The following is a 13,359-nucleotide window of genomic DNA, read 5'->3' as shown; positions in this document are numbered from 1 at the left end:
TCATTGCCCGCGAACGGCCGCCAGGTTTGCCTGCATCGCGCGGATAACATTCAAGGTAGTCCGGAGATCGCTTTCGGGAATACCGGAGATGATCTGGCCGCGAATATCCTCGGCCAGCGCCTCGACTTCGCCGGCAACCACCCGCCCGGAATCCGTCATGTAGATTTCCTTGGCGCGCCGATCCGAGCCGGCGACGCGTCGCTCGACATAGCCCTGCCCTTCCATCGCATCGAGAATGCGCACCAGCGTCGGGGTCTCCAGCTCCAGCCGGTCGGCGAGCTCGCGCTGGTTGATGCCGTCCTTCTTGTTGAGATTGAAGAACACCCGGGCGCGCGGCAGCGTCATGTTGCGCTCCCTCACCTTGGCGTCGAAAGTCGCTCTCAGCTTGCGGGTGAAGGCAGCGATATCTTCGATCAGTTCGCGGCCAAGCAACTTATTCGCCATAGATTCCAGTCCATTTTTGTTAGTGCACTAATTATATTACTACTATCTAAATCAAAATTTGTATTTTTTCAAGTGCTAACTCCAGGCGCTTGCGGGTAAAATGACCGCTATGGAATAGGCGCCTGAGTCGCAGTCTTCCTGCCGTGTCCCCAAGGTGACACGATAGCATATTTTGTCCACAGGCCCGAAGCCGCTGTGGACAAGTCGAACAACGTGCAAAGCGCAATGGATTTTGACGACCGGCAGGCGCTGTTGCAGCCATGCACTTGCATTTGCGGGTGGCTGTCTTCAAATCCGGGATAGAAACGACAGAACGGATGACGATGAACGACGCAGCGCGAAAGATTGCCGCCGTTGCTCCTGCCGAGCAGCATTACCGCGAAGCCCCCAACAATATCGAGGCGGAGCAGGCGCTTCTGGGGGCGATCCTGATGAACAACGACGCCTATTACCGGGTGTCCGACTTCCTCAAGCCGATCCATCTCTACGAGCCGCTGCACCGCAAGATCTTCGAGGTCGCGGGCGACATCATCCGCATGGGCAAGATCGCAAACCCGGTGACGATCAAGACCTTCCTGAAGGCCGACGAGAAGGTCGGCGACATGACGGTGTCGGAATATCTGGCCCGCCTCGCCCGCGAAGCCGTCACCATCATCAATGCCGAAGACTATGGCCGCGCCATCTATGATCTTGCGCTGCGCCGGGCGCTGATCACCATCGGCGAGGATGTCGTCAACATCGCCTATGACGCGCCGCTCGACATGCCGCCGCAGGCGCAGATCGAAGACACCGAGCGCCGGCTGTTCGAACTGGCCGAAAACGGCCGCTACGACGGCGGCTTCCAGTCGTTCAACGACGCCGTGGCGCTGGCGATCGACATGGCCGCCGTCGCCAAGGAGCGTGACGGCGGTCTGTCCGGCATCTCCACCGGCATCCATTCGCTCGACGGCAAGATGGGCGGGTTGCAGCGCTCCGACTTGATCGTGCTCGCCGGACGTCCGGGTATGGGCAAGACCTCGCTCGCCACCAACATCGCCTATAACATCGCCGCCGCCTATGAAGGCGAAGTGCAGGCGGACGGAAGCTTCAAGGCGAAGAACGGCGGCGTCGTCGGTTTCTACTCGCTCGAAATGTCGTCCGAACAGCTCGCCACCCGTATCATCTCAGAGCAGACGGAAGTCTCCTCCTCGAAGATCCGCCGCGGTGACATCAATGACGCCGATTTCGAAAAGCTCGTCGCCTGCTCGATGATGATGCAGAAGGTGCCGCTCTATATCGACCAGACCGGTGGTATCTCGATCGCCCAGCTATCGGCCCGCGCCCGCCGCCTGAAGCGCCAGCGCGGCCTCGATTGCCTGGTGGTGGACTATATCCAGCTGATGACCGGCTCCGGCAAATCGGGCGAAAACCGCGTTCAGGAAATCACCCAGATCACCACGGGTCTGAAGGCGCTCGGCAAGGAACTCAATGTTCCGATCGTGGCGCTGTCGCAGCTGTCGCGTCAGGTCGAAAGCCGCGACGACAAGCGCCCGCAGCTCTCCGACCTTCGCGAATCGGGCTCGATCGAGCAGGACGCCGACGTCGTGCTCTTCGTGTTCCGCGAAGAGTATTACGTGAAGAACCTCGAGCCCCGCGATCCCGCCGATCCGAAATACGCGGAATGGGAAGCGCTGTTCGACAAGGTCAAGGGCACGGCCGACGTCATCATCGCAAAGCAGCGCCACGGACCGACCGGCACCGTCAAGCTCGCCTTCCAGTCGGAGTTCACCCGCTTCGCCGACCTCGCCGAGCCTTCGTTCACACAGTACGAAGAGCATTGATCTTCGCCGTAATTTGACACTGAGCCCTCATGTTGGCACAATCGCCAACATGAGGGCTCAATTGCTTCGGCGTTCGAAAACGATGCTGTCGGATGGTGCAATCGTCGAGATTGTGATCTGGAAATTGCCTCAGCCTTTGCTGGGAAGTCAGCATAGCTACAAATACAGCCTGTTTTATGGATATCCGGGCAAACGTGTCGTCGGCTACGACAACGAAAGAGGCAAAGGCGACCACAAGCATCTCAAAGACCACGAAGAGCCCTATGACTTCACCACGATTAGGAAACTGATCGCTGACTTTCTTCGAGATGTAGAGATCAGGAGGCAACGCCGCCAATGACCACCGCCATCATCCGAATTCAACGGAACGACGAAACGGCTCTGCACGATGCGCTGGAGGGATTTGCCGCCGCGTGGGAGACCGGCGAAGAACAGGAACATGTCTTCAGCTTCGCCTCCCCTGAACAGTTGTTCGGCGTCTTGACGCCCAAGCGCTGGACGCTGATCGAGACACTGCAGAAACTCGGACCTTCAACCTATCGCGCCCTCGCCTCCGCGCTCTCCCGCGATGTCAAACGGGTTCACGACGACACCGCACCTCTCATCGAGTGGGGTCTCGTCGAACTTAATGACGAAGGCCGCATCCATGTACCCTATGACGTCATCCACGCGGATTTCGACCTACGCAGCGTCGCCTGACGGGGACGACATTGCTGCAATGCAGCGCCGGGCTTCCCCTCTGACGTCATGCGCTTTAGACTGGCCGGAGACTCCTCTCCGGCCTTTCTTTTTTGATGTGTGCGATGACCGATATTTCCGATGCCTTTGAAGACGATCATTTTGAATCCGCCGGTCTGCGGCTGACGGTGGATCTCTCCGCGCTTGCCCAGAACTGGCAGGACATGGCGCGGCGGTCCGGCAAGGCGCGGGCATCTGCTGTCGTCAAGGCGGACGCCTATGGCATGGGGATCGAGGATGCCGGTGAGACGCTTTACATGGCCGGTGCGCGCGACTTCTTCGTGGCGACCGTCGATGAGGGCGTGACGCTCAGGCTCTATGCGCCGGAGGCCCGCATTTTCGTGCTGTCGGGCATCTGGCCGGGCACCGAGCGGCGCTTTTTCGAAAACGATCTGGTGCCCGTGATCTCCTCCGAGGAGCAGCTTGCCTTCTGGATGGCGGTGCTGTCGGAATATGGCGATTATCCCTGCGCGCTGCATGTCGATACCGGCTTCAACCGGCTTGGGCTCCACATCGATGAAGCCCTGGCGCTGGCCGACGACGTGTCGCGTCCGGCAAGCTTTGCGCCCGTCCTCGTCATGAGCCATCTTGCCTGCGGCGATGATCAGCTTTCGCCGATGAACAAGCAGCAGCTTGAATCATTCCGCAAGGTTACCGCCGCCTATGAAGGTATCGATTCAAGCCTGGCGGCTTCCGCCGGCATCTTCCTCGGCGACAACTACCACTTCGACCTGACCCGCCCCGGCATCGCGCTTTATGGCGGCGAGGCGGTCAACGGCATGGCAAACCCGATGCGTCCGGTCGCCACCGCCGAAGCGCGGGTGATCCAGGTGCGCACCGTGCGCGCCGGAGAGAGCGTCAGCTACGGGCGAGCACTGAAACTCACCCGCGACAGCCGACTGGCGATTGTCGCCGCCGGTTATGCGGATGGCTACATGCGCAGCCAGTCGAGCGGCGGCGTGCCGCTGCGCAATGCGCTACCGCAGGGCGGCCAGGGCTTCTTCGAAGGATACACGGTGCCCGTTGCCGGGCGGATCACCATGGACCTGACGATCTTCGACGTCACCGACCTGCCCGACAATCTGATCCGCGCCGGAGACTATATCGAGCTGTTCGGCAAGAATATTCCCGTCGATGACGCGGCGCGCGCCGCCGGCACGATCGGCTACGAGATGCTGACCAGCGTTGGTCTGCGCCACGAACGGAAATACGTCGCCGACGAGGAATAGGCGCGCTTAGCGGGTGGTGAGCGCCAGGCGGACGCCGAGCGCCACCAAGAGCGCGCCGAGCCCGCGATCGAGCCACAGGCCGATCTTGCGATTGCCCTTGACGAGTTCGGCGAGCTTTCCGCCAGCAAGGATCAACGGCGGCTCGATGAGCATCGCCACCGCGATGATCAGAACGCCATGGACGGCAAGCTGTAGCCAGACCGGGCCAGCGCCTTCGACGACGAATTGCGGCAGGAAGGCGAGGAAGAAGATCGCCACCTTCGGATTGAGCAGCGAGACCAGCACGCCCTGCCGGTAGATCCGGTGCCAGCTCATCGTTTCCGCCGCCGCCTTGATGAAGCCCCCCTCGCCGCCCGACCGCAGAGCCTGAATGCCGAGCCAGACCAGATAGCCGGCGCCGACCCACTTGACCGCCGAAAAGGCAAAAGCCGATGCGGCCAGCACCGCCGACAGGCCGAAGGCGGCAAACAGCACATGCATGAAGGCGCCGCTCCAGACGCCGAAGACGGCAGAAAAACCGGCGCGCGTGCCGCTCTTGATCGTATGGCCGAGGATGAAGGCCATATCAGGCCCTGGCGACAGGTTCAAAAGAACGGCGGCTGTCAGGAAAGTAATCCAATGGGCGAGCGAATAATCGAGCATGAGCAATGTTCCATAAAATGAGCATTGCAACCTGCCACCGCGGCCGATGATAGGAAAATCATTAGTTTTGATTGGTGCCGCCAGCCTCAATTGAGGGAGCGCCGGTTGACGGCGGAGGCGGCGGGAAATAGGTGGCCGCGCTCTCGTGCGGCCACCCCGAATTCAGTTCTGGATTACTCTTCGTCCGAGCCGCCGTCTCCATCATCGCCAGAATCGTCGTCGCCGCCGTCATCGGCGTCGCTGGCATCATCCGCACTGGACTCGTCGTCCGTGGCCGACTCTTCCTGCGTCATCGCTTCTTCGACAACACTCTCCTCGCTCTCGTAGGAGGACTCGATGGTCTCCGATTCTTCGGACACGTATTCCGAATAGGAGAACGACGCATCGGAAGTGTCGCTTTCCCAGCTCGAAACCTCGGTTACCGATACGGCTTCGCTGTAGGATTCCATCGTGATGACGGCGGCAACCGCGACCACCGCGCCATCGCGCTCCAGCGAAAGCGCGACATCCGAATGACCTGCCTTCAGATCGCGACGAACCGCGACATCGACGTCGACTGGCTTATGAACCTTATGGCCATGGACCTCGGAAAGAACGTCGCCCGGCTTGATCCCTTGCTTGTCGGCAATGCCACCCGGCTTTACGGATAATACCAGAACGCCATGCTCTCCCTTGGCGAGCTTGAACTTCTTGACGACGGCCTTGTTGACCGGCAGCAGAAGCGCATCAAGCGCCTTGGAGATCGAGGGTTTCGGCAATCCGTCTGCAGGGGGCGTTGCAGCGGCTGCGGGATATATTGCGAGCGGCGAAGCGATGTTCGCGGCAATGACAAGCGCGCGAACAGCAAGGTATGATTTTCTCAAGTCAATCTCCACCATAGACACGAGCCGGCCGATGCCGGACTCCGCGTGCTATAAATGGCCCTCTCGGCTTAATAATTCGCCAATAGATCAGCAGATCATTAAACTAAAGTCGCATGCACGTGTGCTGCTCTGACCGCATGCCTATCGCCTGTTGCGTCGGGCGCCGAACGGACCGACATATGGATGAAAGAGCGAATCATCCGCGACCGGATGGCGGCGCCAACTCCAGAATTGAAAGTCCAACCTGATGGCGAAGGCCAGAACTCAATTCACCTGCCAAAACTGCGGCACGGTTCATAACCGCTGGGCCGGAAAGTGCGAAGGCTGCGGCGAGTGGAATACCATCGTCGAGGAAGATCCGATGGGCGGCATCGGCGGCGGACCGGCCAAAACGCCGAAGAAGGGGCGTCCCGTTGCCCTCACCGCGCTTTCGGGCGAGATCGAGGAAGCGCCGCGCATCCATACCGGCATCTCCGAACTCGACCGGGCGCTCGGCGGCGGCTTCGTGCGCGGCTCGGCGGTGCTCGTCGGCGGCGACCCCGGTATCGGCAAGTCGACGCTGCTGATGCAGGCGGCGGCGGCATTGTCGCGCCGTGGACACAAGATCATCTATGTCTCGGGCGAAGAAGCCGTCGCCCAGGTGCGCCTGCGCGCCCAGCGGCTGAACGCGGCCGATACCGCCGTGATGCTGGCTGCCGAAACCAATGTCGAGGACATCCTCGCGACGCTTGCCGAGGGCAAGCGCCCCGATCTGGTGATCATCGATTCCATCCAGACGCTCTGGAGCGACCTGGCGGAATCGGCGCCGGGCACCGTCACCCAGGTCAGAACCGGCGTTCAGGCGATGATCCGTTTCGCCAAGCAGACGGGTGCCGCTATGGTGCTCGTCGGCCATGTCACCAAGGACGGCCAGATCGCCGGACCGCGCGTCGTCGAACACATGGTCGATGCCGTCCTCTATTTCGAGGGCGATCGCGGCCATCACTACCGCATCCTGCGCACGGTCAAGAACCGCTTCGGACCGACCGACGAGATCGGCGTCTTCGAAATGTCCGACAAGGGCCTGCGCGAAGTTGCCAACCCTTCAGAGCTGTTCCTCGGCGAACGCAACGAAAAATCGCCGGGGGCGGCGGTGTTTGCCGGCATGGAAGGCACGCGGCCGATCCTCGTCGAGGTGCAGGCGCTGGTGGCGCCTACCTCGCTCGGCACGCCGCGCCGCGCCATCGTCGGATGGGACTCGGCCAGGCTTTCGATGATCCTTGCGGTGCTCGAAGCCCATTGCGGCGTGAAGCTCGGCCAGCACGACGTCTATCTGAACATCGCCGGCGGCTACCGGATCTCCGAGCCGGCAGCCGATCTGGCAGTCGCATCGGCCCTTGTTTCCTCGCTTGCCGGTATTGCTCTCCCGGCCGATTGCGTCTATTTCGGCGAAGTCAGTCTGTCGGGGGCCGTCCGACCGGTTGCGCACACCGCCCAGCGCCTCAAAGAAGCCGAGAAGCTGGGATTTTCTGCAGCGCTGCTTCCAACAGCGACCGCCGATCTGCCGAAGGGCACGGGCGGACGCTGGAACGAGATAGAGAGCCTGCCGGACCTGGTCGCGCGCATCGCCGGATCGAAGGGTGCGCTACGACGTGTGGAAGACGACGGTTGATCCTTTCATTGCCGCAAACGGTAGTGATATAGGATGCACACGAATGAGGCGCGGCCCGCTTGCGGAAACGTAAGGGCCCTGGAGTTGAATTTATATGCCCATTACGATTTTCGACGGTATTGTCATCGGCGTCGTACTCTTCTCCGCCGTATTGGCGATGGTCCGCGGTTTTTCCCGCGAGGTCCTGTCGATCGCAAGCTGGGGTGGCTCGGCTGCCGCAGCCTACTACCTCTACCACTACCTGGTGCCCTACGCGAAGAAGTACACCGATGACGACCGCATCGCGATCGTCGGCTCGGCCGCCGTCGTGTTCCTGATCGCGCTGATCGTCATCTCCTTCATCACCATGAAGATTGCCGACTTCATCATCGACAGCCGCATCGGCGCGCTTGATCGTACTTTGGGCTTCCTCTTCGGTGCTGCACGCGGCATACTGCTGCTCGTCGTTGCCGTCGCCTTCTGGAACTGGCTTGTCGATGCCGATCACCGTCCGGGCTGGGTCAACAACGCCAAGTCCAAGCCGTTCCTCGACTCGATGGTCGTGAAGCTGCAATCGGTCCTGCCGGAAGAATTCGCCCAAATGGTACGCACGAGCGTGATGGACAAGGTTCTTCCGCCGAGCGAAAATACGGGCAACGCCAATGCACCGGCCGCCGATCAGGCGCCGGCGGACGATGCAGCACCGGCCGCACCCGCAGCCCCTGCGCAACCGCAGTCGAATTGACACAGTGTTCAACAGCTTGACCTGCGCAATGGCAATTGCCATTTGAGCGGGACGTACAGTAAAGGTCCGGCCGGGCAACCGCTCTGCCGGGCCTCAGCCGTTTAAAACGCATGATCACGGCGTCATGCTATGGAAAAGCCGATCCATTCTTGTGAGAGCAAAGGCCCGCATCGATGAACCAGTCCTATTCCCTGACGCTCAATGACGAACTCGACGGGGATACGCTCCACGAAGAGTGCGGCGTCTTCGGTATTCTCGGCCATCCCGATGCGGCAACGCTGACGGCGCTTGGGCTTCACGCCCTCCAGCACCGCGGGCAGGAAGCCGCCGGTATCGTCTCCTTCGACGGACTGCGCTTCCACTCGGAACGGCATATGGGTCTGGTCGGCGACCACTATACCAACCCGACGACGCTGGCCCGCCTGCCCGGCAATATCTCGATTGGTCACAACCGCTATTCGACGACGGGCGAAGTGGCGCTGCGCAACGTGCAGCCGCTATTTGCCGAACTCGAAGTCGGCGGCATCGCCATTGCCCATAACGGCAACTTCACCAACGGCCTGACCCTTCGCCGCCAGCTGATCGCCGGTGGCGCCATCTTCCAGGCGACCTCCGATACCGAAGTCGTTCTCCACCTCATCGCCCGCTCGCGCTACACCTCGACCGCCGACCGCTTCATCGACGCCATCCGCCAGATGGAAGGCGGCTATTCGATGGTGGCGATCACCCGCACCAAGCTGATCGCGGCCCGCGACCCCACCGGCATCCGCCCGCTGGTGATGGGCGAGCTCGACGGCAAGCCGATCTTCGCATCCGAAACCTGTGCGCTGGATATCATCGGCGCAAAGTTCATCCGCGACGTCGAGAATGGCGAAGTCATCATCTGTGAGATCCAGCCGGACGGCTCGATCACCATCGACGCCCGCAAGGCCGGTAACGGCCAGCCGGAGCGCCTCTGCCTGTTCGAATATGTCTATTTCGCCCGTCCGGATTCGGTCGTCAGCGGCCGCAGCGTCTATGTTGCCCGCAAAAACATGGGCATCAACCTCGCCAAGGAAGCGCCCGTCGAAGCCGACGTCGTCGTCCCCGTTCCCGATGGCGGCACGCCGGCGGCACTCGGCTATGCGCAGGAGAGCGGTATTCCCTTCGAATACGGCATCATCCGCAACCATTATGTCGGCCGTACCTTCATCGAGCCGACGCAGCAGATCCGCGCCTTCGGCGTCAAGCTGAAGCATTCCGCCAACCGGGCGATGATCGAGGGCAAGCGCGTCGTACTCGTCGACGACTCGGTCGTGCGTGGCACGACATCGCTGAAGATCGTGCAGATGATCCGCGATGCCGGCGCCAAGGAAGTGCATCTGCGCGTCGCCAGCCCGATGATCTACTATCCCGACTTCTATGGCATCGACACGCCGGATCGCGACAAGCTGCTCGCCAACCAGTACGAGAGCCTGGAAGCGATGTGCAAATATATCGGCGCCGATTCTCTGCAGTTCCTGTCGATCAACGGCCTCTACCGCGCCGTCGGCGGCGAAGACCGCAACAACGCCCGCCCGCAGTTCACCGACCACTATTTCACCGGCGACTACCCGACCCGCCTGCTCGACAAGGATGGCGAGACGGTAGGCCGCAAGGTCTCGCTGCTGGCGACCAACGGGTAATACGATCTCATCCTCATTCCTGTGCTTGTCACAGGAATCCAGTCACGGCGCGTCTGCGCCGTGAAAGACTCTCAAGCGCGCAAGGACTTGCGCGCGCTGGATCCCTGTGACAAGCACAGGGATGAGGGAAGCGAGGCAGCCGCCTGTACCCATCCCAAGAATTCGATGATGAAATAGCCGCCCGATGCGGCTTCAGGACGGACCTATGACGATTGATTTGACCGGCAAGATCGCACTCGTGACCGGCGCTTCGCGCGGCATCGGCTACTTCACCGCGCTCGAACTCGCCAAGGCCGGTGCGCATGTGATTGCCTGCGCCCGCACTGTCGGCGGCCTCGAGGATCTCGACGATGCGATCAAGGCCGTGGGCGGCAGCGCCACGCTGGTGCCCTTCGATCTTGCCGACATGGACGCCATCGACCGCCTCGGCGGCTCGATCTTCGAACGCTGGGGCAAGCTCGACATTCTCGTCGCCAATGCCGGCGTGCTCGGCGTCATCTCGCCGATCGGCCATGTCGAGGCGAAGACCTTCGAGAAGGTCATGAACATCAATGTCAACGCGACCTGGCGGCTGATCCGCTCCGTCGATCCGCTGCTGACGCGCGCCGAAGCCGGCCGCGCCGTCATCCTGTCCTCGGCCGCCGCCCACAAGTGTCGCCCGTTCTGGGGCCCGTACTCCGCCTCCAAGGCTGCCGTCGAAGCACTGGCCCGCACCTGGGCCGGTGAAAGCCAGTCGACGCCGCTGCGCATCACCAGCGTCGATCCGGGCGCCACCCGCACCGCCATGCGCGCCCAGGCCGTTCCCGGCGAAGACCCGGCTAGCCTGCCGCATCCGTCGGAAGTCGCCAAGGCGATCCTGCCGCTCACCGGCCCCGATGTGACCGAAACCGGCAAGCTGTTCATCGTCCGCGAAAACAAGCTGGTCGATTACCACCTGCCGTCGTGAGCTAGCCCGACGGCCCGGAAAAATACGGCGCCAGCCCGCTCTCCGGGCATAGCGCGTTGAGATCGACCGCGCCCTCGATGCCTTCCACCGTCCCATCATCGGCGAATTGCCAGAGCGACCAGCGGCTGCAATCCGGCCGGTGTGCGATGCTGCGGATCCAGAGGTCGTGTGGCGGAAAGCGGTTTTCGTTGCCGGCGAAATATTGCTCGAAGAAACTTTCGTTCATGTAGAACAGCGGCCGGCCGGGATAGCGGGTGCCGAGGCGCGTGTAGAAGGCCGATAGCTCGGCGCTGAGTTCGTCCAGCGTCGGCACCTTGCCGCAATTGCCGGTGAATTCGAGGTCGAGCGCCAGCGGCAGGGCATCAGCATCGGCGGGGATGGTGGCGAGCACGTTATCCGCCTGCTCTGCGCCCGGGCGGCAGAAGGTGAAGAAGTGATAGGCGCCGCGGATGATGCCGGCGTCTTTGGCCGCCCGCCAATTGTCTGCGAATTTCCGGTCGCGATGATCCCCGCCTTCGGTCGCTTTCATGATGACGAAGCGGATGTTGGGCTGACCCTTCAGCCTAGCCCAGTCGATGTCGCCCTGATGGTGGCTGATATCGATGCCCTGGATCGGATAGTCGGCAAGTGATGGCGGCGAGAATGGCGTCATGGCCCGATCGTATGCCAGATAGGCGCCGGCGGCGACAACCGTCAGGATGATGGCGGTGATGAGCAGGCGGAAGACGCGGCGCACGGGATTGATCTCATCTGTTTCAGTTGCGGTGATAGCATGGAAATGGCACGCATTGATGCCCTGCCCTTCGCTTGGCGCTTCGGGCATTCGGCCCTGCGATCGATTCACGGGATCGATCGCAGCGGCTTTGCCGCACCGGGCCTCACCCCCACTTGACCAATGCCCGTTCCCGCGCCATAAAACGCGCCATGAAAACGGTTATCTGCATTAACTGCCGGAAGATTATTCGCTAGCGCGCTCGCTGGCCTGGCCGTTTTCGTCTCCCAAATACGCAAAGAGATAAACGCCCCGGCCCGCCGGTGGTGGCATTTTTCGGAACATTGCATTGGGAGAACAAGACATGGCCGGTTCGGCTGAACTTCGACTGTACAACACGCTGACGCGCGAAAAGACGGTGTTTGCGCCGATCGATCGCGACAATGTCCGCATGTATGTCTGCGGCCCGACCGTCTATGATTTCGCCCATATCGGCAATGCCCGCCCGGTCATCGTCTTCGACGTGCTGTTCCGGCTGCTGCGGCATGTCTATGGCGCCGACAAGGTCGTCTATGCGCGCAACATCACCGACGTCGATGACAAGATCAACGCCCGCGCTTTGCGCGATTATCCCGGCCTGCCCCTGAACGAGGCGATCCGCCGCGTCACCGAAAAGACCGAGACGCAGTTTCTCGACGATGCCAGGGCGCTCGGCTGCCTGGAGCCGACGCATCAGCCGCGGGCGACCGAGAATATCGGCGGGATGATCGAGATCATCGAGAAGCTGCTGGCCAATGGCCACGCCTATCAGGCCGAGGGCGAAGTGCTGTTCGACACCCGCTCGATGCGGGATTACGGCCAGCTCTCGAAGCGCAATCTCGACGAACAGCAGGCGGGCGCGCGCATCGCCGTCGATGCCCACAAGAAGAACCCCGGTGACTTCGTGCTCTGGAAGCTCTCGTCGCATAACGAACCCGGCTGGGAGAGCCCCTGGGGCCGCGGCCGTCCGGGCTGGCATATCGAGTGCTCGGCGATGAGCCAGCGCTATGTCGGCGAGGTCTTCGACATTCACGGCGGCGGGCTGGACCTGATCTTCCCGCACCATGAAAACGAGATCGCCCAGTCGCGCTGCGCCCACGGCACCGAGGTGATGGCGAATGTCTGGATGCATAACGGCTTCCTGCAGGTCGAAGGCCGCAAGATGTCGAAATCCGAAGGCAATTTCGTCACCATCTATGAGCTGCTGCACACCGAAAAATTCGGCGGTCGGACATGGCCGGGTGAAGTTCTGCGGCTGGCGATGCTGATGACGCATTACCGCGAGCCGATCGATTTCTCGATCAAGCGGCTCGAGGAAGCGGAGCGTCTGCTGGCAAAGTGGCCGGCGGTTGATGCCGGAAATGCCGAGCCAGATGCAGCGGTGCTGGCGGCGCTGGCAGATGACCTCAACACGGTCGCCGCGGTGCAGGCGCTGCATGCGCTGGCGCAAGGCGGTGATCCCTCGGTGTTTGCGGCCAGTGCGGCGCTGCTCGGCGTTTTGCCGGAGAAGACCGAGGTGGACGAGGCCGTCGCCCTCGACATCGACCGGCGCGTCGCGGCGCGGCTTGAGCTGTTGAAGGCGAAGAATTTCGCCGAGGCGGACAAGCTGCGTGACGAACTGCTGGCGGAAGGCGTGCAGCTGAAGGACGGCAAAGATGCGGTGAGCGGCGAACGTGTGACGACCTGGGAGTTGAAGCGGTGAGATCATGGGTCTTGGCCAAGTCCCCTCCCCAGCCCCTCCCCACAAGGGGGAGGGGCTTAGCGCTCGCCTCGCCTGGTTCTCACCTTTCAAATTGCGCCGATGCGATGACGATGTCTGCAAGCGGTGCCACAAGTAAGCCCTCCCCCTCGTGGGGAAGGTCGGGAGGGGTCTTTTTTCAGGGCCTG

13 protein-coding genes are annotated in these 13,359 nt (G+C 61.9%); 9 read left to right on the top strand and 4 right to left on the bottom strand.

Annotation, left to right across the window (positions count from 1 at the left end; all coding sequences use genetic code 11):
- Complete coding sequence (locus AC1DIJ_RS28730) at positions 1-444, bottom strand: MarR family transcriptional regulator (RefSeq protein WP_112390854.1); 444 nt, start codon at positions 442-444, stop codon at positions 1-3.
- A gap of 323 nt (positions 445-767) precedes the next feature.
- On the opposite strand from AC1DIJ_RS28730, the gene AC1DIJ_RS28725 reads away from it, so the two are divergent.
- The 4 genes from AC1DIJ_RS28725 to alr all read left to right on the top strand — a co-directional run bounded on the left by AC1DIJ_RS28725 (position 768) and on the right by alr (position 4,231).
- On the top strand, positions 768-2,264 hold the full coding sequence (locus AC1DIJ_RS28725; RefSeq protein WP_112390888.1) for a replicative DNA helicase: 1,497 nt from the start codon (positions 768-770) through the stop codon (positions 2,262-2,264).
- A 49-nt stretch (positions 2,265-2,313) separates the two neighbouring features.
- Positions 2,314-2,604 (top strand): toxin-antitoxin system TumE family protein, encoded by a 291-nt coding sequence (locus tag AC1DIJ_RS28720; protein WP_477831727.1) that lies wholly within the window; start codon positions 2,314-2,316, stop codon positions 2,602-2,604.
- Entirely contained in the window at positions 2,601-2,963 is a 363-nt protein-coding gene (locus AC1DIJ_RS28715) for an HVO_A0114 family putative DNA-binding protein (protein ID WP_112390853.1), read from the top strand. The genes AC1DIJ_RS28720 and AC1DIJ_RS28715 overlap by 4 nt, the downstream gene beginning before the upstream one ends.
- 104 nt (positions 2,964-3,067) lie before the next feature.
- The gene (gene alr, locus AC1DIJ_RS28710; protein WP_112390852.1) at positions 3,068-4,231 is read left to right on the top strand and encodes an alanine racemase; all 1,164 of its coding nucleotides are present in this window, start codon (positions 3,068-3,070) and stop codon (positions 4,229-4,231) included.
- Between the two features lie 6 nt (positions 4,232-4,237).
- On the opposite strand, the gene AC1DIJ_RS28705 is transcribed toward alr, so the two are convergent.
- Entirely contained in the window at positions 4,238-4,873 is a 636-nt protein-coding gene (locus AC1DIJ_RS28705; protein ID WP_112390851.1) for a LysE family translocator, read from the bottom strand.
- Between the two features lie 173 nt (positions 4,874-5,046).
- The gene (locus tag AC1DIJ_RS28700; RefSeq protein WP_112390850.1) at positions 5,047-5,736 is read right to left on the bottom strand and encodes a PDZ domain-containing protein; all 690 of its coding nucleotides are present in this window, start codon (positions 5,734-5,736) and stop codon (positions 5,047-5,049) included.
- A gap of 247 nt (positions 5,737-5,983) precedes the next feature.
- Here AC1DIJ_RS28700 and radA point away from each other — a divergent pair, with 247 nt between their 5' ends.
- The 4 genes from radA to AC1DIJ_RS28680 all read left to right on the top strand — a co-directional run bounded on the left by radA (position 5,984) and on the right by AC1DIJ_RS28680 (position 10,721).
- A complete protein-coding gene (gene radA / locus AC1DIJ_RS28695; RefSeq protein WP_112390849.1) occupies positions 5,984-7,387 on the top strand; it encodes a DNA repair protein RadA in 1,404 nt (467 codons plus the stop codon).
- Positions 7,388-7,481: 94 nt separating this feature from the next.
- Positions 7,482-8,111 (top strand): CvpA family protein, encoded by a 630-nt coding sequence (locus AC1DIJ_RS28690; RefSeq protein ID WP_112390848.1) that lies wholly within the window; start codon positions 7,482-7,484, stop codon positions 8,109-8,111.
- Positions 8,112-8,284: 173 nt separating this feature from the next.
- Entirely contained in the window at positions 8,285-9,775 is a 1,491-nt protein-coding gene (gene purF / locus AC1DIJ_RS28685; protein WP_112390847.1) for an amidophosphoribosyltransferase, read from the top strand.
- Positions 9,776-9,980: 205 nt separating this feature from the next.
- Positions 9,981-10,721: an SDR family NAD(P)-dependent oxidoreductase gene (locus AC1DIJ_RS28680; RefSeq protein ID WP_112390845.1), complete on the top strand. Its 741-nt coding sequence runs from the start codon at positions 9,981-9,983 to the stop codon at positions 10,719-10,721.
- A 1-nt stretch (position 10,722) separates the two neighbouring features.
- Here AC1DIJ_RS28680 and AC1DIJ_RS28675 read toward each other — a convergent pair whose 3' ends face one another.
- Positions 10,723-11,457 carry a glycoside hydrolase family 25 protein gene (locus tag AC1DIJ_RS28675; RefSeq protein WP_112390886.1) on the bottom strand — a complete coding sequence of 245 codons (735 nt, stop codon included), beginning with the start codon at positions 11,455-11,457 and terminating at the stop codon, positions 10,723-10,725.
- Between the two features lie 340 nt (positions 11,458-11,797).
- On the opposite strand from AC1DIJ_RS28675, the gene cysS reads away from it, so the two are divergent.
- Positions 11,798-13,174, top strand: a complete 1,377-nt coding sequence (gene cysS / locus AC1DIJ_RS28670) for a cysteine--tRNA ligase (protein WP_112390844.1) — start codon at positions 11,798-11,800, stop codon at positions 13,172-13,174.
- Positions 13,175-13,359: the final 185 nt, after the last annotated feature.

This window comes from Rhizobium sp. 10N427, from assembly GCF_056394605.1.
The sequence above is the reverse complement of the archived record's forward strand: the minus strand, read 5'-3'. Positions and strand labels throughout refer to the sequence as shown.

What these genes read in the sequence shown, in the direction of transcription:
- AC1DIJ_RS28730 (WP_112390854.1), bottom strand. Translation starts at nt 444, where the DNA reads ATGGCGAATAAGTTGCTTGGCCGCGAACTGATCGAAGATATCGCTGCC.
- AC1DIJ_RS28725 (WP_112390888.1), top strand. Translation starts at nt 768, where the DNA reads ATGAACGACGCAGCGCGAAAGATTGCCGCCGTTGCTCCTGCCGAGCAG.
- AC1DIJ_RS28720 (WP_477831727.1), top strand. Translation starts at nt 2,314, where the DNA reads ATGAGGGCTCAATTGCTTCGGCGTTCGAAAACGATGCTGTCGGATGGT.
- AC1DIJ_RS28715 (WP_112390853.1), top strand. Translation starts at nt 2,601, where the DNA reads ATGACCACCGCCATCATCCGAATTCAACGGAACGACGAAACGGCTCTG.
- alr (WP_112390852.1), top strand. Translation starts at nt 3,068, where the DNA reads ATGACCGATATTTCCGATGCCTTTGAAGACGATCATTTTGAATCCGCC.
- AC1DIJ_RS28705 (WP_112390851.1), bottom strand. Translation starts at nt 4,873, where the DNA reads ATGCTCGATTATTCGCTCGCCCATTGGATTACTTTCCTGACAGCCGCC.
- radA (WP_112390849.1), top strand. Translation starts at nt 5,984, where the DNA reads ATGGCGAAGGCCAGAACTCAATTCACCTGCCAAAACTGCGGCACGGTT.
- AC1DIJ_RS28690 (WP_112390848.1), top strand. Translation starts at nt 7,482, where the DNA reads ATGCCCATTACGATTTTCGACGGTATTGTCATCGGCGTCGTACTCTTC.
- purF (WP_112390847.1), top strand. Translation starts at nt 8,285, where the DNA reads ATGAACCAGTCCTATTCCCTGACGCTCAATGACGAACTCGACGGGGAT.
- AC1DIJ_RS28680 (WP_112390845.1), top strand. Translation starts at nt 9,981, where the DNA reads ATGACGATTGATTTGACCGGCAAGATCGCACTCGTGACCGGCGCTTCG.
- cysS (WP_112390844.1), top strand. Translation starts at nt 11,798, where the DNA reads ATGGCCGGTTCGGCTGAACTTCGACTGTACAACACGCTGACGCGCGAA.